Annotated in this window: 17 protein-coding genes; 8 read left to right on the top strand and 9 right to left on the bottom strand. The window is 35.6% G+C overall.

What is annotated here, in order from left to right:
* Positions 1 to 70: 70 nt before the first annotated feature.
* Entirely contained in the window at positions 71 to 2,272 is a 2,202-nt protein-coding gene (locus ACMAZI_RS14470) for a protein-disulfide reductase DsbD family protein (RefSeq protein WP_412474389.1), read from the top strand.
* Here ACMAZI_RS14470 and ACMAZI_RS14465 read toward each other — a convergent pair.
* Both ACMAZI_RS14465 and ACMAZI_RS14460 read right to left on the bottom strand, forming a co-directional pair.
* Positions 2,269 to 3,090, bottom strand: a complete 822-nt coding sequence (locus ACMAZI_RS14465; protein ID WP_412474388.1) for a flagellin — start codon at positions 3,088 to 3,090, stop codon at positions 2,269 to 2,271. The genes ACMAZI_RS14470 and ACMAZI_RS14465 overlap by 4 nt on opposite strands.
* Before the next feature lie 169 nt (positions 3,091 to 3,259).
* A complete protein-coding gene (locus tag ACMAZI_RS14460; protein ID WP_120404581.1) occupies positions 3,260 to 3,538 on the bottom strand; it encodes an HPF/RaiA family ribosome-associated protein in 279 nt (92 codons plus the stop codon).
* A gap of 216 nt (positions 3,539 to 3,754) precedes the next feature.
* Between ACMAZI_RS14460 and ACMAZI_RS14455 the strand changes: the two genes are divergently transcribed.
* Together ACMAZI_RS14455 and ACMAZI_RS14450 are read left to right on the top strand one after the other, a co-directional pair.
* Entirely contained in the window at positions 3,755 to 4,270 is a 516-nt protein-coding gene (locus ACMAZI_RS14455; protein WP_412474387.1) for a MotA/TolQ/ExbB proton channel family protein, read from the top strand.
* A complete protein-coding gene (locus ACMAZI_RS14450; RefSeq protein WP_114706360.1) occupies positions 4,267 to 4,668 on the top strand; it encodes an ExbD/TolR family protein in 402 nt (133 codons plus the stop codon). Before ACMAZI_RS14455 ends, ACMAZI_RS14450 begins: the two co-directional genes overlap by 4 nt.
* A gap of 21 nt (positions 4,669 to 4,689) precedes the next feature.
* Here ACMAZI_RS14450 and ACMAZI_RS14445 read toward each other — a convergent pair whose 3' ends face one another.
* From ACMAZI_RS14445 to ACMAZI_RS14435, 3 genes are all read right to left on the bottom strand, one after another.
* Entirely contained in the window at positions 4,690 to 5,820 is a 1,131-nt protein-coding gene (locus tag ACMAZI_RS14445; RefSeq protein WP_412474386.1) for a glycosyltransferase family 4 protein, read from the bottom strand.
* A 44-nt stretch (positions 5,821 to 5,864) separates the two neighbouring features.
* Positions 5,865 to 7,337 (bottom strand): LysM peptidoglycan-binding domain-containing protein, encoded by a 1,473-nt coding sequence (locus ACMAZI_RS14440; protein ID WP_114706362.1) that lies wholly within the window; start codon positions 7,335 to 7,337, stop codon positions 5,865 to 5,867.
* Positions 7,338 to 7,433: 96 nt separating this feature from the next.
* Positions 7,434 to 8,432 carry an enolase C-terminal domain-like protein gene (locus tag ACMAZI_RS14435; RefSeq protein ID WP_412474385.1) on the bottom strand — a complete coding sequence of 333 codons (999 nt, stop codon included), beginning with the start codon at positions 8,430 to 8,432 and terminating at the stop codon, positions 7,434 to 7,436.
* 56 nt (positions 8,433 to 8,488) lie between these two features.
* Here ACMAZI_RS14435 and ACMAZI_RS14430 point away from each other — a divergent pair, with 56 nt between their 5' ends.
* The 3 genes from ACMAZI_RS14430 (at position 8,489) to ACMAZI_RS14420 (ending at position 12,280) form a co-directional block, all read left to right on the top strand.
* The gene (locus tag ACMAZI_RS14430) at positions 8,489 to 9,421 is read left to right on the top strand and encodes a hypothetical protein (RefSeq protein ID WP_412474384.1); all 933 of its coding nucleotides are present in this window, start codon (positions 8,489 to 8,491) and stop codon (positions 9,419 to 9,421) included.
* Between the two features lie 14 nt (positions 9,422 to 9,435).
* On the top strand, positions 9,436 to 11,079 hold the full coding sequence (locus ACMAZI_RS14425; protein WP_114706365.1) for a hypothetical protein: 1,644 nt from the start codon (positions 9,436 to 9,438) through the stop codon (positions 11,077 to 11,079).
* A gap of 100 nt (positions 11,080 to 11,179) precedes the next feature.
* Positions 11,180 to 12,280 carry a type IV pilus twitching motility protein PilT gene (locus ACMAZI_RS14420; RefSeq protein ID WP_114706366.1) on the top strand — a complete coding sequence of 367 codons (1,101 nt, stop codon included), beginning with the start codon at positions 11,180 to 11,182 and terminating at the stop codon, positions 12,278 to 12,280.
* A gap of 234 nt (positions 12,281 to 12,514) precedes the next feature.
* Here the strand turns inward: ACMAZI_RS14420 and ACMAZI_RS14415 are convergent, their stop codons facing one another.
* From ACMAZI_RS14415 to ACMAZI_RS14400, 4 genes are all read right to left on the bottom strand, one after another.
* The gene (locus tag ACMAZI_RS14415) at positions 12,515 to 12,760 is read right to left on the bottom strand and encodes a hypothetical protein (RefSeq protein ID WP_114706367.1); all 246 of its coding nucleotides are present in this window, start codon (positions 12,758 to 12,760) and stop codon (positions 12,515 to 12,517) included.
* A 20-nt stretch (positions 12,761 to 12,780) separates the two neighbouring features.
* Positions 12,781 to 14,979: a carboxy terminal-processing peptidase gene (locus ACMAZI_RS14410; RefSeq protein ID WP_114706368.1), complete on the bottom strand. Its 2,199-nt coding sequence runs from the start codon at positions 14,977 to 14,979 to the stop codon at positions 12,781 to 12,783.
* Between the two features lie 113 nt (positions 14,980 to 15,092).
* Entirely contained in the window at positions 15,093 to 16,283 is a 1,191-nt protein-coding gene (thiI, locus tag ACMAZI_RS14405) for a tRNA uracil 4-sulfurtransferase ThiI (protein WP_412474383.1), read from the bottom strand.
* 8 nt (positions 16,284 to 16,291) lie between these two features.
* The gene (locus ACMAZI_RS14400) at positions 16,292 to 17,392 is read right to left on the bottom strand and encodes a cysteine desulfurase family protein (protein WP_412474382.1); all 1,101 of its coding nucleotides are present in this window, start codon (positions 17,390 to 17,392) and stop codon (positions 16,292 to 16,294) included.
* A gap of 145 nt (positions 17,393 to 17,537) precedes the next feature.
* Between ACMAZI_RS14400 and ACMAZI_RS14395 the strand changes: the two genes are divergently transcribed.
* On the top strand, positions 17,538 to 18,020 hold the full coding sequence (locus ACMAZI_RS14395) for a hypothetical protein (RefSeq protein WP_114706371.1): 483 nt from the start codon (positions 17,538 to 17,540) through the stop codon (positions 18,018 to 18,020).
* A 58-nt stretch (positions 18,021 to 18,078) separates the two neighbouring features.
* Positions 18,079 to 18,876, top strand: coding sequence for a phosphatase domain-containing protein (locus tag ACMAZI_RS14390; RefSeq protein WP_114706372.1), 798 nt, complete (start codon positions 18,079 to 18,081; stop codon positions 18,874 to 18,876).
* Positions 18,877 to 18,923: the final 47 nt, after the last annotated feature.

Raw genomic sequence — 18,923 nt, 5'->3', positions numbered from 1 at the left:
TAGCGTGAATTTTTAGCGTATAATTACCGCTAAGGCTTTATCAGTTATTAAGAATCATTAAGGATAAAAGATGAATAAATTAAGACTTGTGCTCTCTATAGTATTTACGGGAGTACTCCTAAGCAGTTTTACAGCTCATGCTCAAAAAGAAGACTACTCTGATCTCCTAAAGACACAAGTAACCTCAACTAAAATTAATGACTCCAACTTTCTCGTCATCAACCTACGTAATAAAGAAGGATGGCACACCTATTGGGAAAATCCTGGTGATTCTGGACTTGCCACAGAGTTTGAGTTTAAAGACCAAGGAGATAAGATAATCCTTGAGATGGTTGAATGGCCTACTCCTCATAAGTTCATTGAAAAAGGAGATATTCAAACATTTGGTCATAAGAACGACTACTCGTACTTCTTCTATTTAAATAACCAATTTAAAAATAGTGATAACTTTCAAGTTCATCTTAAATATTTAATCTGTCGTGATATTTGTATCCCACAAGAAAAAATCATTAAAGGAACATTTAGCGATGGAAAATTTTCATCAAGCCAAAATGAAATTACGATCTCTGAGAGTGAAATTGTAGAGCGATTCAATAATCTTCCAAGAAAGAGAACTCTACCAACATATTTAAATATCACACTAACTCAACATGGTGATGATATGGCCCTTTTCTACAATATTACTGGAGAAGGACAAAAGCTTAAGAGAGCTCAAAATATTCTGACACCATATACAACGAGTCCATTCACTTTTAAGAGAGAAAAGATTTATCAAGATAAAAAGGGAAATCATTACGGCTCTTTCATGATGGACTGGGATGGTGCATATCTTGAGCCAGAATATCCCCTACCAGAAGATGGTAACTTTAAAGAGCCTATTACGTTCAAATTTGTCTTTAATGATCCAGTGACTAATGAAAGTTATAGAGTTGATTACGAAGTGGCATCTTTTGGAAAAAATGGTGAATCATTTTCTAGTTTCTATAAAACCTTAACACCAGTAGATAACACTCAAAAGAAAGTTGATTCAAAAGTAATGAATAACCAGTCAGGTTCTTCACTACCTTACTTTCTACTCATGGCCTTTATTGGTGGTTTAATCTTAAATATCATGCCGTGTGTATTACCGGTAATTTCACTAAAGCTCTTTGGATTAATTAAACACTCAAAAGAAAGTCGTGGGCGAATCTTTAAGCACAATCTCTTCTACTCTCTTGGTGTTATGGCCACATTTGTAGCATTAGCAGCTGCGATTGTTGGATTAAAGGCATCAGGTGAACAAGTTGGTTGGGGCTTCCAATTACAATCTCCACTCTTTGTTTCTTTAATGGTCTTTGTCATCTTCATTATGGCCCTTAACTTATTTGGACTATTTGAATTCAAAACTCCAGGAGGTTCAACCTTAGGAAATGTTGAAATTAGGAATACGTACTCAGGTGATTTTATCAGCGGTGTTCTTGCAACGATTCTCTCAACACCATGTTCGGCTCCTTTTTTAGGAACCGCACTAACTTTTGCATTTTCTGAGTCGACGTTAAATATCTTTTTAATCTTTTTATTTATCGGTCTAGGACTAAGTGCTCCATTTTTATTAACAGGATTCTTTCCTGCTCTTATCCGTTTCTTACCTAAGCCAGGTATGTGGATGGAGCACGTTAAAAAGCTACTTGGCCTAACACTTATCCTTACAGTAGTTTGGCTACTAGACGTTTACTCCGCTCTTGTTGGTTCTGCTGTTGCCATGATGTATATAAAATCAGCGCTGGTATTTACTTTCTTCTTCTTTTACATGAGAAAGAAAATGACCAAGAAAGTCTATGCGACAATTCTCGTTCTAATCCCTACTTTATACTTAGGCTATACTTCTGTTACAACTCCACTTAATACTAGTGGAAGTGGGAACTCTCTTATTGAAGACAAAAAGCGTGAAGGCCTAGAGTGGGTAAAGTGGACAGAAGACGCTATGAACCAGCGAATTAATGAAAAGAAATTAACTTTTATCGATTTCACAGCACGTTGGTGTATCACATGTAAAGTTAATGAGAAGCTCGTTATAAATACAGATTCATTTAAAGAGATGGTTGATGAGAATAATGTCGACTTACTACTTGGAGACTGGACAAAGAAAGATGAGCATATCGGAAGATGGCTTAAGTCACAAGGAATGGTAGGAGTTCCGGCCTACTTTGTCATTGACGACAAAGGTAATCTTATTAAACTTGGTGAGACAATTTCATTAAGTGAAGTTAAGAAGGCACTTGGTGTAAACTAATCAAGTAACTTAGCAACTGCTGAAGGCCCAACATTTGCTTGTGCTAAAAAGGCAGTTGCTGACTCCATCTTTATTGACTCCAAGGCCTTTTTAGCAGCAGACTCTCCAAAGTCAGTATCTTCAATCTTTGATCTCGCAGACTCTGAGTTTTCATAATTAATTTGTAAGTTTGTTGTCGTACTCTCGATGCGCTTCATTGTTGAGCCAACCTTTGAGCGAGAGTGTGAAATCTTCTCTATCATATCATCGGCCGCTTGCATGGCATTTCTAGCACTCTCCTTGGTATTAACAGAGTGTGCACTAAGGTGGCGATTTGATGTCATAATTTCACTAATATTGTAGCGAACTCGATCATTCTTAGCATCATTTCGAATCCCCACCTGCATCTCAAGGTCTCGACCTGTGCCATCGAGAAGTCTTGTTCCATTGTATTGAGCATTTTCTTGGACTCGAATCATCTCACTAGTAAGCTGCTTAAATTCTCTATCAGCATTTCTTCTCTCACTTGGCGCGTATGTGTCGGAGGCCATTTGGATTGAAAGTTCTTTTAGACGTATTGCAATATCATGCATCGTCCCCATCGTTGCATCAGCAATTTCTAGCATTGAGTAGCTATCGTTTGAATTTCTTTGGGCCTGGAGATTAGAGCGGTTCTGGGCCGTCATTTTAAGCGCAATAGCAGAACCTGCAGGATCTACTGCAGCTTCATAGATACGCTTAGCGCCTGATAGTTTGCGAGTCTCGCTCATATGGCGATCATTCACATTACCTAACATTCGCTTCGCTAATTGCGATGTGACGTTAGTACCTACTCTCATCCTTGATATTACCTAGTTAGTACTTGTTAAATTCACTCTAACCTTGAGTGAAACTGAATGTTATTGAATTTATCGGAAATTTTTGCCCAGAGCTTAAGAAAATTCCTTGAGCTCTGGGCGGTGTTTGGAAGTTAAAATGAAAAGATTATCTAATACCTAGTAATCTCAACTAACTGGCAGCTTTTTGATCTCGATACCAGTTTTTAAAGGCCACTAGAACATCTGCTGCGGCTTGGTAAACGTTGTCTCCTTTAGCTTTTTTATGGAATTGATGCTTATGACCATTAACATTTGCAGAGAACATATATTCTGGACCTTTTTTGTCGGCCACGAATTGGATATGCCCCACATTTCTATGATCGTGTGAGATACCTTTTAATTTCTTTGCAACATAGTCTTCAAAAGCATCTGAGTGATCGACATTGTGAAAGCTTAAATTGTATTTCATAGGACCTCCGTTTGTTTTTTCCTATTTATCTCTACAAATACATAATAGCACTCTCATCTTTTTTGAAATCTGTTTTATGTTAGGTTTTTGTCAAAAAGATTTAAAGTAATAAATTGTTTGAAAGGTGTATGAAATAGATCATATTTTAGTGTTCTCATGACACCATATTTATCATAAAATTAGATAGTTACATTTATTAAATTAGAAGGAGTTTTAATGCGCTTATACGAATATATCCAGCAAGGTGGATTGATTATGTACATTCTACTATTCATCAATATTGTTGGATGGGCAATTATGTTATCTAAGGCATACTTTCTCTCTGTGGAGATGAAGATGACTTCTCAGACATCAAGTGACATTCAAAAAAGAATTACTGATGTTGGAGAAAAGGATGCAACGTCAAAAATCGAAATTGCAAAGCAGTATCTAGCAGGTCACGTTATGAGTGCAGAAAAGGGTCTAAATACAGTTAAAATTATTGCAACAATCTCTCCACTACTTGGACTACTTGGTACCGTTGTTGGTGTATTAAAGGCCTTCCACGTAATGTCTCAAACAGGATTATCAAATCCAGCATCATTTGCTCAAGGTATCTCAATGGCCCTTATTACAACAGTTGGTGGGATGATTGTCGCAATTCCTCACTTTGTTGGTCACAACTACCTACTAGGAAGTGTGGATAAATTAGAATCAAAATTAGAACAAGAAATTATGGAAAAAATTCTATGAGTTCCAGAAGTAAAAAAAGAACAAGACAAGAAGCAAGCGCGGATATCACCCCCTTAATTGATGTTGTCTTCCTCCTTCTTATTTTCTTTATGACTTCAACTGTCTTTAAAAAGTCAGAATTAGCGCTACTGTTAAATCTACCTAAGACAGAGTCTGGCGAGAAAGCTTCCCAAGACTCTAAAGTTTTAACAATAGAATTATCAAAAGAAGAAGTGGCCATTGCTGGAAAGAAATTTACAGTGGATGAGCTTGACGAAAAACTAGCAGCAATTAAGGATAAGAATAAGCCTATTGATCTTCGAGTAGATAAAGAAGTTCAGTATGCAAGGCTTGTAAAGATTCTTGATGTCTTAAAGAAGTACAGTCTTACAAATCTTTCACTTATTACTGAAAAGTAGATAATAAAGAATTATAGAGAATTATAGAGAATTATAAAGATCAACTAAGTTCTGGGCCGTTTGACGACGATGAAATTTTTCAACAAAGTTACGGCCCATTTCAACCATCTCAAAAGCAAGATCATGATTAGTTAACACATTGCTAATCTGCTCACTTAACTCTTGTTTGTTATTTGGATCAACATAAATCGTATTTGGGCCACCAGCTTCTGGAAAGACAGATCCTTTAGACGTAATAACTGGTGTCTTTGAGAATAATGCTTCAATAATTGGAATTCCAAATCCTTCAAAGAAAGATGGAAAACAAAAAAGATCACTACGTTGATAGAAGGCAGGAAGATCATCATTAGTCACATTTGAAAGGATAATAACTCTATCTTCAAGTCCCTTTGAATGAATATAGCTTTCAACCTGTTTCTTATACTTACCACCATTTCCAACAATAACGAGTTTGTGATTAATTGATTTCTTAAGATCAGCGTAGGCCTTAACCAACGTCATGGTATTCTTATTTGGCTCAATTGCACCAACATAGAGAATGAATTTATCGTGGATTCCGTAACGCTCCACTGTTGCTACTTGTTTTTCAACAGGTATTGGCGAATAAAAACGTGGATTACAAGTTTGGTAAACGACACGAATTTTTTCGGCCGGACAACCGAGATAATTAATTAAGTCCGTTTTAGTTTGTTCACAAATTGCAATTACCACATCTGCAACTTCTGTAGCATACTTAATTTTTTTAAAATAAACCTGGCGATCAAGCCATTTAAAGTTTTGAGGAAAACGTAAGAATAATAGATCATGTATTGTTACTACTGTCTTGATTCCTGTTTTCTCTATACCTTGTGGGAGTTCGTGACTTAAGCCGTGAAAGATATCTAGTTCTAAATCCTTGGCCTCTTGGGCAACTTTAAATGAACGCCATGAAGCTGGAAACTTACGTGAAACAAAATCTTTAGGCCTAACAACATTAAGGTTATTGTATTGATCGAGCCAATGAATGGCCCTGTCGTCATTAAAGTCTGGCGTAAATAAGTAATATGATTGTTCTGTGTGATAGCGACTTAAACTTGCAATTAAATCTCTAGAATAATTCCCTAGTCCACGAAAGTTATGAAATGCTCTTTTAGCATCGAATCCAATTTTCATCTTTACAGTATAAGGCCCGGCTTAAGGGAAGACAAGCTATTTGCCTATCCCTCACTTGGTACTTTAATAACCTGACCAGCATATAAAGCACTTCCTCTAATACTATTAACTTTCTTGATCTTTCTTATAGAAGTTTTAAATTTACGAGCTATTGCAGTTAGATTATCACCGCGTCTAACACGATACTTTTTAAGAGCAACTCTTTTTGCATTATTAGAAGCGATCTTAAGCTTTTGACCAATAAAGATCTTACTTGAACGAAGGCCATTTAGAGACTTAATACTTCTAACTGAAACACCGTAGCGTCTAGCGATCTCGATTAAGTTATCACCTCTTCTTACACGGTGAGTAACCATTTCACCACGAGTTGAATATTTAAGCCTTTGTCCAACAAGAATCTTAGATCCTCTAATTCCATTGATTCTCTTTAAATCAGAAACTCTAACTCCTAGACGGCTTGCAATCGTACTTAGGTTATCACCTCTTCTTACTCGGTAAACACCAGCTGTTTTAGATGAGCTTGATGCTGATCCCTTTAAATACTTACGAGTCTCATATTCAGCAAGTGACTTATAGTCTGTGAAGTTACTTGAAGGTAAGAAGATATCTTGAGCACGTCTACGATTTACTTTAATCCACTTTCTCTTAAGATCAGGATTTAATACTTTTAATGTTTTGGCAGAAATCCCGCGAGCTTTTGCAAATTTATAAAGGTTAAATGAACTCGATACACGATGGGCCTTTACTTTTTCAAACGGACTATCTTTCGACTCAGTAATCTTGATTCCATATTTTTCAGGATTATTATAAATTTCTCTTACGGCCGCAACTTTTGGAACATAATAAATTGTTTCAGTTGGAATTAACTTTCTTGAAACTAATTTCATATAATCACGAGTCTTTCCCTTTCTGATAGAGCGAATAATCCCGTACTCACCTTTATTATAAGCAACTAAGGCAAGTTCCCATGAACCGAAAATATTATAAAGGTCTTTAAAGTATTGGGCAGCAGCTTCTGTTGATTTAATGATATGAGTTCTTTCATCAACATAGCTATCAACTCTTAGCTTATATCTTTTACCAGTGGCCTTAATAAATTGCCAAGGACCCACAGCAGCTGCTTTTGATTTGATAAAAGTATTATAACCTGATTCAATAAGTCCTACGAAGAATAAGTCTTCCGGTAGTCCATGTGAGCGCATAATCTTTTCGATAACATTTCTATACTTAGCTCCGTTATTTACATAACGAATAAAAAGATCTCTTTGTTTTTCAGTAAAATATTTTACCCAAAAGTCAAAGTGCTTCTTATGATAGTGTAGCTCTAGCCTATCCATATTATTGATGGTGTAAGACTTAAGGCTTTCTAATTCTTTTTCTTTATATTTTACAACTTCTTTATAAACAACACTCGGTTGTTCTACTTTTTCGTGGTCAATACCTTTAGTGTATTTAGGTTTAACGTTCGCGCAAGATACAAGAATAATTAGTGGTAGTAAGATATTGATTTTTTTCATGGGCCCTCAAATTTCGTGCTCAAAAATGTGTTATAAAATAATAAAACAACTTGTCCTATTATTTTAAATGAACACCCTAATTTTTCGAGGGGGAATTTAATTCATATTAGACAAAAAGACTTTTCCATTTTCCCAAATTACCTGAGGATCTAACTCATCTTTAATTTTAGTGAAACCATCAAAATCATAGTAATCAAAACCATAGGCAATATTGAATAACGATGAAATTCCAACAGTTGACTCTACCATACAGCCAAGCATCGTTTTAAGCTCTAGCTTCTTTGCTTGTTGCAGCTGAGAAAAGCACTTCATAAGGCTATTTGCCTTTGAAACCTTTAAGACAACACCGTGACATAGGTCCTTAAATGAATCGAGATAGCGATGATCTTCAATTCCTTCATCTAAGAAGATATCAATTGGAGATTCCTCTTTTAGCTTACGATAGCCAGCAAATTCAGAGCGATACAGCGGTTGCTCAATAAAGAGGACATTATCCCCTTTAATTAAAGCAAGATGTTCTAAAACAAGCTCTGCATCGGCTTCATAAGATTCATTTGCATCAAGAACAAAAGTTCTAGCAGACGTATTTATTATCTCGACTTGCGTAGGAAAAGTTTCTTTAGTTATTTTAAGCTTTAATACACCATCTGTTTGTGCTTCTTTTACAAGCTTCTCGCCTTCTTCAAGAGTTGAAAAAACAGGTAATGACTCAAGTGAGCTAACACTTTTTACAGTATTTGTTCCTAGGATCTTCCAAGGAGATAAGTCAGTGGCCCTAACAAGATAATCAAGGAAGGCCGTTTCAATTCCTAGTCTAAGTCTAGGCGTTTGAAAGTCGTACTGATCTAAATATAGGTTTAATTCATTAAATTGAACAACACTGTGATTTTCATAATCACGAGCAAATTCATCAAGCTCTAATCTTAATGAATCCACATCTATGTCTTCTTTAGATCCATAGCTAACTTCACCTCGACCAATGTATTGCCCATTTTTCAATGTGACATAAATAATTTGTTTTGCATTAACTTCTGCCCCTGAAATCTTCCAAGGTTTTGTTAGTGTTACGAGTTGAGTATCTATTGCCCATTCCATATTGTGACCTAAAGCTTTAAAATAATAAGTATATTGATAACTAATAAGACAAAAGTATGTTACCAAAAATAATTTCAAATATCACACTAGCATTTATTGCCATTGTTGTCCTATATACCCTGGCCCCACTTTTTAAAGATATTCTTGATAGTATCTTTAATTCAAATAGACCAAAAAAGAAGTCACATTCAAAAGAAGAATTTGATGAAATGGTTAAAAGAAAGATCGAAAGAATGTCCATTTCAGGTGGAGCACAAGGAGTTAAAGGACAATCAGGACAAGGCCCAAAGGAGAGATCATTCCTTTCATATTTTAAAGAAAAAGACTTATTTTCTTCACCAGAAGATGAGCAGTTCTTTGAGGGAATGAATTCTTCAATGCAATGGGGTGATTTTCAAGAAGCAAAGAAAATACTAAATCAAATTGAAAATGACTTTGAAATAATTGATAAAAGCGCAAGCGAAGGAATAAATCAATTTATCAAATCAATATATAATAAAGAAACTCTACTATCATTGAAAAAGTTAAATGGTGGAAAAATAGACAAACAAAGCTTTCTAAGCCTAGCATCAACTTTATTTGTTTTTAGGCATATTAATCAAATAAAGAGTAAGCGCTTTGCTGATCAAAACCAATTGCTTCTTATATTAAATTTAACTGCAATCAAAGACACAAAGGCCAAGATCAAGTTAATAGAGAGTTATATCAACGCTGAAGCAATCGATTCCATAAAAGAGTCCCCTATTTTGTACAGGGATTTGATTAGTGGGCTAAATAAAACGTTTGATCAATTATATCCACTACTTCCTCTAAAAACTGAGAAATTAGAAAAGGAATTTAATAATCTTAGTGAGAGTGACCGAAAAAAGAAATATAAGAAATTAGTGCAGATCTATCATCCAGATAAATGGCATGGAGATTTAAAATCACAGGCCATCGACGATAGGCTTAGAGAAAATTTTAATTTAATTCAAAAGCTTTATAAGTAATAAAAGAGAAGATTATGCAAAAGAAAAAAGAACAGATTATTAGCAGTATTGAAAAAGAGCTCATCAAGATTATCAGTGAGACAAATGGAATCTCATTAAGTGATACTCTTGAGCTATTGGCTCACTCTCCAAGTATTCGCGATAATCAGTTACTGGAAAAACCAGTTTTGGAATTCATGAAGCTTCTTTCTTCTTTTCAAATTGACGAAGTTGATATTGAAACAGTTTTGAATCATCCAGTATCTGATGCTGTTTTTAACTTCTTTAAAAAATTTCCACTGCCATATTATGAAGAACATATCCACTTAACAGGATCACTCAATGCAGAGTTCATATATCCTCGATTGAAAAAACTATTAAACGGTAAAAATAAGGCCATTTATGAAAAGAGGATTAAGGCCGTTTATGGAAAAGATGCTATTCCAATTGAGAGTGTTGAAGACGTTGATAATCTCATACGCCTTAAAGAAGGCGAGCAATTTGCGACATATCTAAGAATCCTATTTCTTGCAAAACTCATTCTAACAAATAAGAAGGCCCATAAAGATGCTGCCTATCACATGGCAAAAGAACTTTATGAAAATTATAATGTGGGAAGTATTCGACTTAAATTCACGCTTTCTCGTGCCTCAAAAATGGACTCAGAACAAATTCCAGGCATTAAAGAAGTAACAGAAGAGGATGTTGTTCTAGGACTTTATGAGGGCTTTAAGAAATTTCAACAAGAGGTTCCAAGCTTTAAATTTATCCTCTCACCTTCGTTTAGAAAGGAATTAAATTTCTTTGATAATGATAATTTTAAAACAAAGAAAGATCACTTTGAGCATCAAGTTGACGCCCTACTTGAGCTTTTAGAAAAGTATCCATACTTAAAAGAAAACTTGGTTGAAATTGATACCGTTGGTGATGAGAAGGCCCTTTATAGAAAGGCCCATTTCAAAGAGCTTAAAAGTGGTTTAAGAAAGCTACAATATCGTGGACTAAAGATTCGTTCTCACCATGGGGAGACATGGCTAACTCTTAAAAAAGGTATCCAGTCCGTTGATAATGCGATGAATATTTGGCATATCGATACACTTGAGCATGGACTAAGTCTTGGGATCAATCCTAATTACTACTATCATAGACTCTTTCAACGAATCATAGAGGTTAATAGCAAGCATCAGCCAATTGATGCGAAATCAATTCAAGGATTAGAACTTGAAGAGATGGAATGGGAACAAGATGCGGCCCATGTAAAAGAGAAGCTTTTAAAAGGAGAGCTTTTAAGTGAAGAAGATATCACGCTATTTTTAAAAACTAAATTTCATAACGCTCGTGAAGTTGAGCACTATCAACATGATATTCTAAACCGAATTATTCAAAAACGAGTCTCTCTCGTTGCACTTCCCTCTTCAAACTTAAAGCTTACTGGAGCTTTTCCAGATTTTAAGGACCACCCATTTTCTTGGTGGGAGAAGAAAGGTGTAAACTTAGGTGTTGGAACAGATAATTACATAACCTTATCCACTGACTTCATTAGAGAGATGCTTATTCTTCTCTACTCTGATGCAAATAACCTAAAAATCACCAAGCTTCTGATGCTCACAACAAAAGAGACCAGAAGGCCTTATATTAGTAACCTCCTGTGGGAGATGAGAAAAAGGTACGCTAGCTAAATCCACGCTAAACTACTGAAATGTTAAATGATACTAAACTTTTCTACGCGGTTTTCCGACAAGTGTTTAGACAGATTATTTAGACTTTAGGAAGAAAGCGATGGGTTTTGAATTCTCTCATTTTAAATCACTAGTAAATGTGGCAATTGATAATAATGCCAGTGATATTCATATCCGTGCTGAAGAGACGCCTTGTTTTCGAATTAATGGCGATATGGTTTCAGTAAAGTCCAATAAGACTTTAACAACAGAAAGTGTTCTCGACATTCTAAGACTACTTACAAAAGATAATAAACAAATTGGAAATCTTGAAGATATAAAAGATCTTGATGGTGCAGTGGACTTTGAAGACATATGTCGATTGCGCTTTAATTACTTTCGCTACAATAATAAAAATGGAATCGTTTTACGAGTTGTAAAAAAAGAAATTCCATCATTTAAAGAACTAGGACTTAGTGATTCTTTAAAACAAATTATAAGGGCCAAGCGAGGCCTAATTTTAGTAACTGGTGCAACAGGATCCGGTAAATCTACAACCCTGGCTAGTATGATTGATTATATTAATTCAAAAAGGGCCAAACATATCATTACCATTGAAGACCCAATTGAATTTATCCATACTCAAAAAAAGTCTCGTATTACTCAAAGAGAAGTTGGAATCGACACAGAAAACTTTGAAGACGGTTTAAAATTTGCTCTCAGACAGGATCCAGATATTATCTTACTTGGTGAACTCAGGGATCAAAAGTCTGTTGAGATTGCTCTTAAGGCAGCTGAAACTGGACATCTCGTTCTAGCAACTGTTCACACGACAGATGCCATCTCAACAATAAGTCGTATTATTTCAATGTTCTCATCAGATGAGCAAACAGAGGCAAGAAAGCGCCTATCTGACGCTCTTTATTCAACGATCTCACAGAGAATGATTAAATCAAAAAAATCACCAAATGGTGTGCGTGTTGCTCAAGAAATTATGGTAACAGGACCAGGTGTAAAAGAATGTATTCGAGGCGATGAACCAATTGACCGAATTCTATCAATTATTGAAAATGGTGGAACAAACTCTGGTGACATTCCTTGTGAAAGTTTTGATCAAGCAATCTTCACTCTTTTGGAGCGTGGATATATCACTGAAGAAGATGCATCTAAAGAGGTTCGAAGCGCCGGTGACTTTATGAGAAAACTTATGCTTACAAAATAAGAAAGGCCCCGGTGGGGGCCAGGGCCAATCCGTCTAACAAAATTAGACTAACTTGATGTGAGGATAGTAAGAAAAGACTTACATGGTACTTATTATTCGTTACTTTTCGTTTTTTTTTAAGTGCGCAAAATTAGTGCTAATAAAAACTAAAAGGCCAAGTTACGAGAACTTGGCCTTAGTTAATTATAAATATATTTTTTTATTGAAAGTTTTACTTCATTTAACCTGAAATAGTTATTTCTGATATGAAAATATTTCTTTTACGACTTCTTCTACGGCCTTTTTAGCGTCATCACACTGGGCCTTCCAATGTCCGTGATCAAGTTTTGGATCCTGATTCATAATCAACTCCCCTAACTCCTTGGTACGATCATTAAACTTTTTTAGAAGCTCAACTGAAAGTTGCTCATCTTCCATATTCTCGAGCACTTCCATTACCTTATTCATATCTTGATTATCTATTAAGTCCTTTAAGTTCATTTTTCTTCCTTAATCGATTCTTACTTCTTTAGCTGATCGATCATATCACGCATGATATGGATCGCCTCTTCAAGTCCAGCATCCTTACGAAGAGATGATACCCACTCTTCCTTACGTTGCTTAAAGTCGTCCTTCCACTGCTTCTCTTCACCTTTCTTAACAGTTTCATGAGACTTTAATGACTCTTCAAAGTGAGTGATAGTAAGCTTCGTATTTTCTTCATCTAATTTTAATTCTTCAAGCTTCTTCTTATTCGCTTCTTCTTCTTTCATCCACGAATCGATGTTTAGCTTAAGCTTTGTATCTTTACGTCTTTTTCTCAAATAATCAACACTTTCTTGTACTTTTTGTAAGCGATCATTCTTAGCAACACGCTTTTTAGAATTAGAAATTAGTTTCTTAAGATCATACTGATGCTTCGTCCACTTCTGAAACTTCTTAGGCTTAATTTGATCCCACTTAAGTGAATAAGTTAGATCTTGCTCACGATTTTCAGCGTAGGCCATTGGATCTGGTATTACGATATCAGGAGTTACACCTTTATATTGAGTTGAACCACCTGTTATACGATAGAACTTTTGGATTGTAAGCTTTAGAGCACCAAACTTCTCACCAAGCATTTTATCAAGGCCTTGATCAAGGTTGTAAACAACTTGTACTGTACCTTTACCGTGAGTAACTTCACCACCAACTACGACAGCTCTTTTATAATCTTGCATTGCTGCTGCGAGAATTTCAGATGCCGAAGCAGAGTAACGGTTAACCATAACAATTAATGGCCCATCATATTCAACCTCAGGATCTGTATCAGCAAGTGTTTCTACTTGGTGCATATAGTTCTTCGTTTGAACAATTGGACCCTTCTTAATAAATAGCCCAGACATTAATTGTGCATCAGTTAAAGCTCCACCACCATTATTTCTAAGATCAAGAATAATTCCATTAACCTTCTGTTTCTTAAGTCTCTTAATTTCGGCCCTAACATCGTCTGTACAATTAATTGTTCCATTGAATTCACGATAGAATTTTGGAACATTGATATAACCATACTTACCTTTAACACCATCAAGTTCAAGAACAGAAGACTTAGCAAATGAAGCTCCGATCTTTACAACATCACGAGTAATACCAATTGTCTTTCTTGTTCCGTCTGCTTTTTTAACGTGTAGGCGAACAACAGTTCCTTTCTTACCTCTAATATAGCGAACAGCATCGTCAACTCTCATCCCTACGAGATCAACAGGCTCTTCTTTTGAATCACCTTCACTTACAGCAAGAATAAGATCATCAACTTCAAGTTCTTTTTGACGCCAAGCTGCTCCACCAGGAACGATCTCAACAACTTTGATATATCCTTCATCTTCAGATAAAACGGCACCAATCCCTTCAAGTTGACCAGACATATCAATATCAAAATCTTCTTTCTTCTTTGGAGCTAGGTAGGCCGTATGTGGATCAAATACAGCACCAATTGAGTTATAAAAAATTTCCATATAATCTTCACGTCTCTCTTTTAATAGTCTTTCAAAATAGAGACGGTATTTTTTATCAATTGCTTCATGTGCCTTAGCTAGAATTTCTTTTTCCGTTAAGATTTTTTCAGACTCTAGCTTCTTTTTTGATTTCTTTTCTTTTTTATCTTTATCTTTCTTATTTTTTCCATTTTTAAGATCTTCTTGATCTTCTTTGATAGAAATATAACGTGCCATTACCGATTGCTTGAAAGTTAAGCGCCAGTTCTTTTCAAACTCACTCTTATCCTTTGCAAAGTGTCTTTTTTCAGGGTCAAGTTCAATAACTTCATTTCCTCTGAAGTTAAACTTATTTTCCTTAAAAAGCTTCTTACGTAACTCGTCTGCTTGGTTGATTCGATCAACCTTAATCTTCATGGCATCCAGAACTAACTTATAATTTCCAGAACGCATTTCATCGTCCATAAGAAGTTCATATTTTTCAAGTTTTTTGACATCAGACTTGTATAGGAATTGCTTAGAGAAATCTATTTTCTTAATGAATTCTTGAAAAGCATTTTTTGATAAGTCGTTATTAACTTTCAACTTTTTATAATGAAGTTGCTCAAGGACTTCGATTAAACGATTTCCTAAGACTTGATCTTTATTGATACTAAAAAGGCCATTTTCTGCATGAAGCGCAAGTGGCGTTGACAACAAGGCAAGACCTAATACTAGGCCAAAAGTAGTTCTTAATTTCTTGTGCATTGAAGCTCCGATTCTAATAAAATTAGGTAGTTCCTAACCTCTATTTTAAAGCTTCTTATTAGTTTATGAAAGGACAATATATCAGGAATAAATTACTCGCCCATTAGCGAATGTCATTTTTGTGTAAAGTTCCCTTCAATGTCATAGCGATACACTTCAGCATTATTGACACAATCTCTAATCAGTTGATGCATATCGTGCTCTTCCATAAATTCCATAAAGTATTTTATATCTGCTTTAATCACTGGGTGCTTTGGCGCAAACATAGAACACGCATCATCATGTGGAATAATCGATGTCTCGAAAGTTCCAATTTTTTTTGCATAAGAGATAATATCAATTTTATTCATACCTACTAAAGGCCTTAGTGTTAACATCGGACAAGAACGATCAAGTACACTCATATTATGAATTGTTTGACTCGAAACTTGAGCAAGCGCATCTCCCATAACGAGAGCATTTGCCTTTACTCTCCTTGCTAGATAGGCCGATGCATCCATCATTAACTTTCTAAAAAATAATGTGCGGTAATCTTCTTTACAATGTTTTGCAAGATAGTTTTGAATATCACCAAAAGGAAGGACATAGAGCTTGATTCCATCATTTTGAAAACGAGATAGACTCTTACCAAGTTCAATAATCTTATCTTTTACTTCTTCACCCACATAAGGATAGGCCCAAAAAAATGCGAAAGTTTGTCTCATTCCACGTCGTGCCATCATATATGAAGCAACAGGAGAATCGATCCCACCAGAAAGAAGAGTCACGCCGTGACCACTTGTTCCAACAGGAAGTCCACCAACACAAGGAATCTTCTCCCATGAGAGATAGATTTCTTCATTCATGATTTTTATATCAACCATGATATCTGGATTGCGAACATCAACTTTAAGATCAGTATTTTTTAATAAGGCCGTGGCCATGTAGCGATTAATTTCATCACTATTTTTAGGAAATTGTTTTAATGCTCTTTTAGTATGAACTTTAAATGTTTTTACATTTTCAAGGGCACCAATTTCTTTAACGGCCAGCTCACAAACATAATCAAGATCAAGTGGACAGCTTCTCATTGGAGTAACAGAACTTAGCCCTGGAACCCAACGAAGACGATCAATTAGCTCATCGCTAAATGGTTCCTCACTTTCTACAACAAGTCTTTGTTGATTATTCTTTAATTTCCAACTCGTGTGATGAAACTTACTAAAGATTGGTGAAAGATTTGATTGCAGCTTACGATAGTAATTCTTGCGATTCTTTCCCTTTAGCCATAATTCATCAACAGTTAAAATTAAACTCTTATACATATTTAGTCCTACTTAATTAAAAAACCAATTTCATCTATCACTTGCTTAAATCCATCTAACATTGCATCCACCTCTTCTTTCGTCGTGGACTTACCTAATGAGATACGAAGGATGTTCTTATGATATTTCTCATCAATACCAAGGCCTACAAATAAAGGATTCTTTCCCTTTATCTTTGCCGAACATGCAGTTGAAGAAGAGATCATAATTTGCTTCATTTCTAAATGGCGCATTAGAACGTCACTTGCAATACCTGCAAATTGAACACACAAAATATAAGGAGAAGTATTACGCTCTTCAAATGGATAACTGATATTATTGTGAAACGAAGCTAGCTTCGTTTTTATTTCTTCTTTTAGCTCACTAACTCGGGCCATATTCTTAACTAAGTCAGCAAAGGATAGCTCGCATGCTTTAGCAAGCGCTAAGATAAGTGAAGTCGCTGGAGTTGAAGCTCGTAGCCCCTTTTCGTGTCCGCCACCTCGTAAGTAGCGCTTTAATTTTTCACTTAGACTTGAGCGATAAATTAGCCCAGCGATACCGCGCGGACCTCCCATTTTATGGGCCCCGAAGGATACAAAATCAATTTTTGAATTCTTAAGAGTGAATGGAACTTTACCAAAGCCTTGAGTGGCATCAACATGAACAAGACAACTCTTATTCTTCTCTTTTATTTTTTGGGTAATTGACTCTACATCAAATAATTGTCCAGACTGAGAATTGACAAGGCTTATGCAAACAAGCTTTGTCGTGTCATTAACGGCATCTACAATTTCATCTATTGATCTTAGGCCTTCACCACCATCAATAACCTTAGTAACAGATGGATGATCTCCAGCAAGGTAGACAATCCCATCCTCAATACTTCTAATAACCTGGTTATTTGACTCCGTAGCAGAAGAAGTAAAAATGATTTCAAATTGTCCCTCTCCAGAAAGTCCTAAACCTTTTAAGATTTCTTGGCGGGCATTTTCGATTTTTTTAGCGCAGGCCTTTCCAGCTGCGTGCTTGGCCGCAGGATTTGGGTAATCTAATTCAAAACTCTTAGATAGCACTTCCACAACTTCTGGATAAAGCTTTGTGGAGGCCGCGTGATCGAAATAATACATAAGATGCCTTATAACACGAAATAAAAACTAAGTACCCTAAATAACGATATTTTTAGACACTGTCCATAAAATAAACGGCCTAAGGCCCTGAAACCCCGTCTCATCACCCCTGTGAAATTGGCATCGTCGTTGCATCTTATTTAGTATGAAAATACGTTACTTCTTACTCATATTAATTGGAGTCTACCACTTTAGTTCAAACGCTTCACAAGCGGCACTGGCAAGTCGTTATCTCTACAATACACAAGCAAATCTTGAAGAGTTCTCAAGGCTTACTTCACGCGGAATGGGAACATTAGCAAAGAGAAGTCTCTCTAATGGAGAGCAGTATTTAGAGCAGCTTAATCTCATGAAAAATGAGCTAAACCGAGACCAATTAAAGCTATTAAAAGAGCTAGAAAGTGAATTATTAGAAAAGAAGAAACTTACCACAGAAACAATTAGTACCTGTGATTACCGAAATATTGAGCACTTTAAAGAATTAGAAAGATTAAAGGAGCTTAAGGCCCGCGGCGAGATTCTAAGCTTTAACGGACATAAAAAACTCTATATTTTAAAGACCCTAGAGGTGCGAAATTGTAAGCAATTTGCCACTTGGATGGAAAACTTTAACGAAATCTCTGTATAATGTTCAAAAATTAGCTATGCGTCATGATTTTGAGGATTTAATTTCCTAACATCAAATCATGAAGAAACTTATTCAAAATTCGATACTTACACTTCTTATTTCCACTTTCTCAACTGCAGGGCTTGCAGCTGAGACAATCCTAATTTCTGATATCGACGATACAATTAAAATTGGTCATATCAGAGATAAGATCGATACCGTAAAGAATGCATTCAAGGTCAATAATATCTTTCTAGGAATGGCAGATCTTTATCATATTATTAAGGATCGAACTGGAGCAGAAGTTTACTATCTTACAAATGCTCCAGAAGAATTAATGAAGTGGTCTCATTCAACTCTTTTATATCTTGGTGACTTTCCACAAGGAAGTCTTGAGATTAGGCCAATTAAGGTATCAACTAAAGTATTTAAAGCACAAAGGCTAAGAGAATTAATTGAAAGAGAAGATCCGAAAAATGTAATTCTAGTTGGTGATAACGGAGAGCATGACAATACTTTCTATCACGATATTGCTCAAGAGTATCCAGAAGTTAAATTCTATACGTATATTAGAGCTGCATACCACTTTGACGAGAGCAATGCTCTTTATCCAGACCAAAGAAGTTTTGTGACACCATTTGAAATTGCAGATAATCTGTATCAAAGAGATGTCATTGAAAAAAGAGACTCTCAGGAACTCCTTGATCTCCACCTAAAAGACTTTATGAGAGAAACAAATGTAGATGATGATGGACCAATGTACATACCAGCATGGCTTCGTTGTCGTGGACACAAAAGAAGTTTCTGGTCGATCTTTAGAAGTACTCTACCGAGTAAGCTAACAAAGAAAATTAATTATATCTGTAATAAATATTAGTCCTGTGAGCAGGGACTAAAATAGTGATTCGAAGCTTTTTATCCATT

This window comes from Halobacteriovorax sp. YZS-3-1, from assembly GCF_047084945.1.
GTDB classification, from domain to species: Bacteria; Bdellovibrionota; Bacteriovoracia; order Bacteriovoracales; family Bacteriovoracaceae; genus Halobacteriovorax_A; species Halobacteriovorax_A vibrionivorans.
Note: the sequence above shows the minus strand (reverse complement) of the source record. Positions and strands in the feature narration are given on the sequence as shown.

Excerpts from the sequence above, each read along its gene's own strand:
- ACMAZI_RS14430 (WP_412474384.1), top strand. The coding sequence starts at position 8,489 with ATGTTACCAAAAATAATTTCAAATATCACACTAGCATTTATTGCCATT.
- ACMAZI_RS14440 (WP_114706362.1), bottom strand. The coding sequence starts at position 7,337 with ATGAAAAAAATCAATATCTTACTACCACTAATTATTCTTGTATCTTGC.
- thiI (WP_412474383.1), bottom strand. The coding sequence starts at position 16,283 with ATGTATAAGAGTTTAATTTTAACTGTTGATGAATTATGGCTAAAGGGA.
- ACMAZI_RS14465 (WP_412474388.1), bottom strand. The coding sequence starts at position 3,090 with ATGAGAGTAGGTACTAACGTCACATCGCAATTAGCGAAGCGAATGTTA.
- ACMAZI_RS14425 (WP_114706365.1), top strand. The coding sequence starts at position 9,436 with ATGCAAAAGAAAAAAGAACAGATTATTAGCAGTATTGAAAAAGAGCTC.
- ACMAZI_RS14455 (WP_412474387.1), top strand. The coding sequence starts at position 3,755 with ATGCGCTTATACGAATATATCCAGCAAGGTGGATTGATTATGTACATT.
- ACMAZI_RS14400 (WP_412474382.1), bottom strand. The coding sequence starts at position 17,392 with ATGTATTATTTCGATCACGCGGCCTCCACAAAGCTTTATCCAGAAGTT.
- ACMAZI_RS14410 (WP_114706368.1), bottom strand. The coding sequence starts at position 14,979 with ATGCACAAGAAATTAAGAACTACTTTTGGCCTAGTATTAGGTCTTGCC.
- ACMAZI_RS14435 (WP_412474385.1), bottom strand. The coding sequence starts at position 8,432 with ATGGAATGGGCAATAGATACTCAACTCGTAACACTAACAAAACCTTGG.
- ACMAZI_RS14450 (WP_114706360.1), top strand. The coding sequence starts at position 4,267 with ATGAGTTCCAGAAGTAAAAAAAGAACAAGACAAGAAGCAAGCGCGGAT.
- ACMAZI_RS14390 (WP_114706372.1), top strand. The coding sequence starts at position 18,079 with ATGAAGAAACTTATTCAAAATTCGATACTTACACTTCTTATTTCCACT.
- ACMAZI_RS14415 (WP_114706367.1), bottom strand. The coding sequence starts at position 12,760 with ATGAACTTAAAGGACTTAATAGATAATCAAGATATGAATAAGGTAATG.
- ACMAZI_RS14470 (WP_412474389.1), top strand. The coding sequence starts at position 71 with ATGAATAAATTAAGACTTGTGCTCTCTATAGTATTTACGGGAGTACTC.
- ACMAZI_RS14395 (WP_114706371.1), top strand. The coding sequence starts at position 17,538 with ATGAAAATACGTTACTTCTTACTCATATTAATTGGAGTCTACCACTTT.
- ACMAZI_RS14420 (WP_114706366.1), top strand. The coding sequence starts at position 11,180 with ATGGGTTTTGAATTCTCTCATTTTAAATCACTAGTAAATGTGGCAATT.
- ACMAZI_RS14445 (WP_412474386.1), bottom strand. The coding sequence starts at position 5,820 with ATGAAAATTGGATTCGATGCTAAAAGAGCATTTCATAACTTTCGTGGA.
- ACMAZI_RS14460 (WP_120404581.1), bottom strand. The coding sequence starts at position 3,538 with ATGAAATACAATTTAAGCTTTCACAATGTCGATCACTCAGATGCTTTT.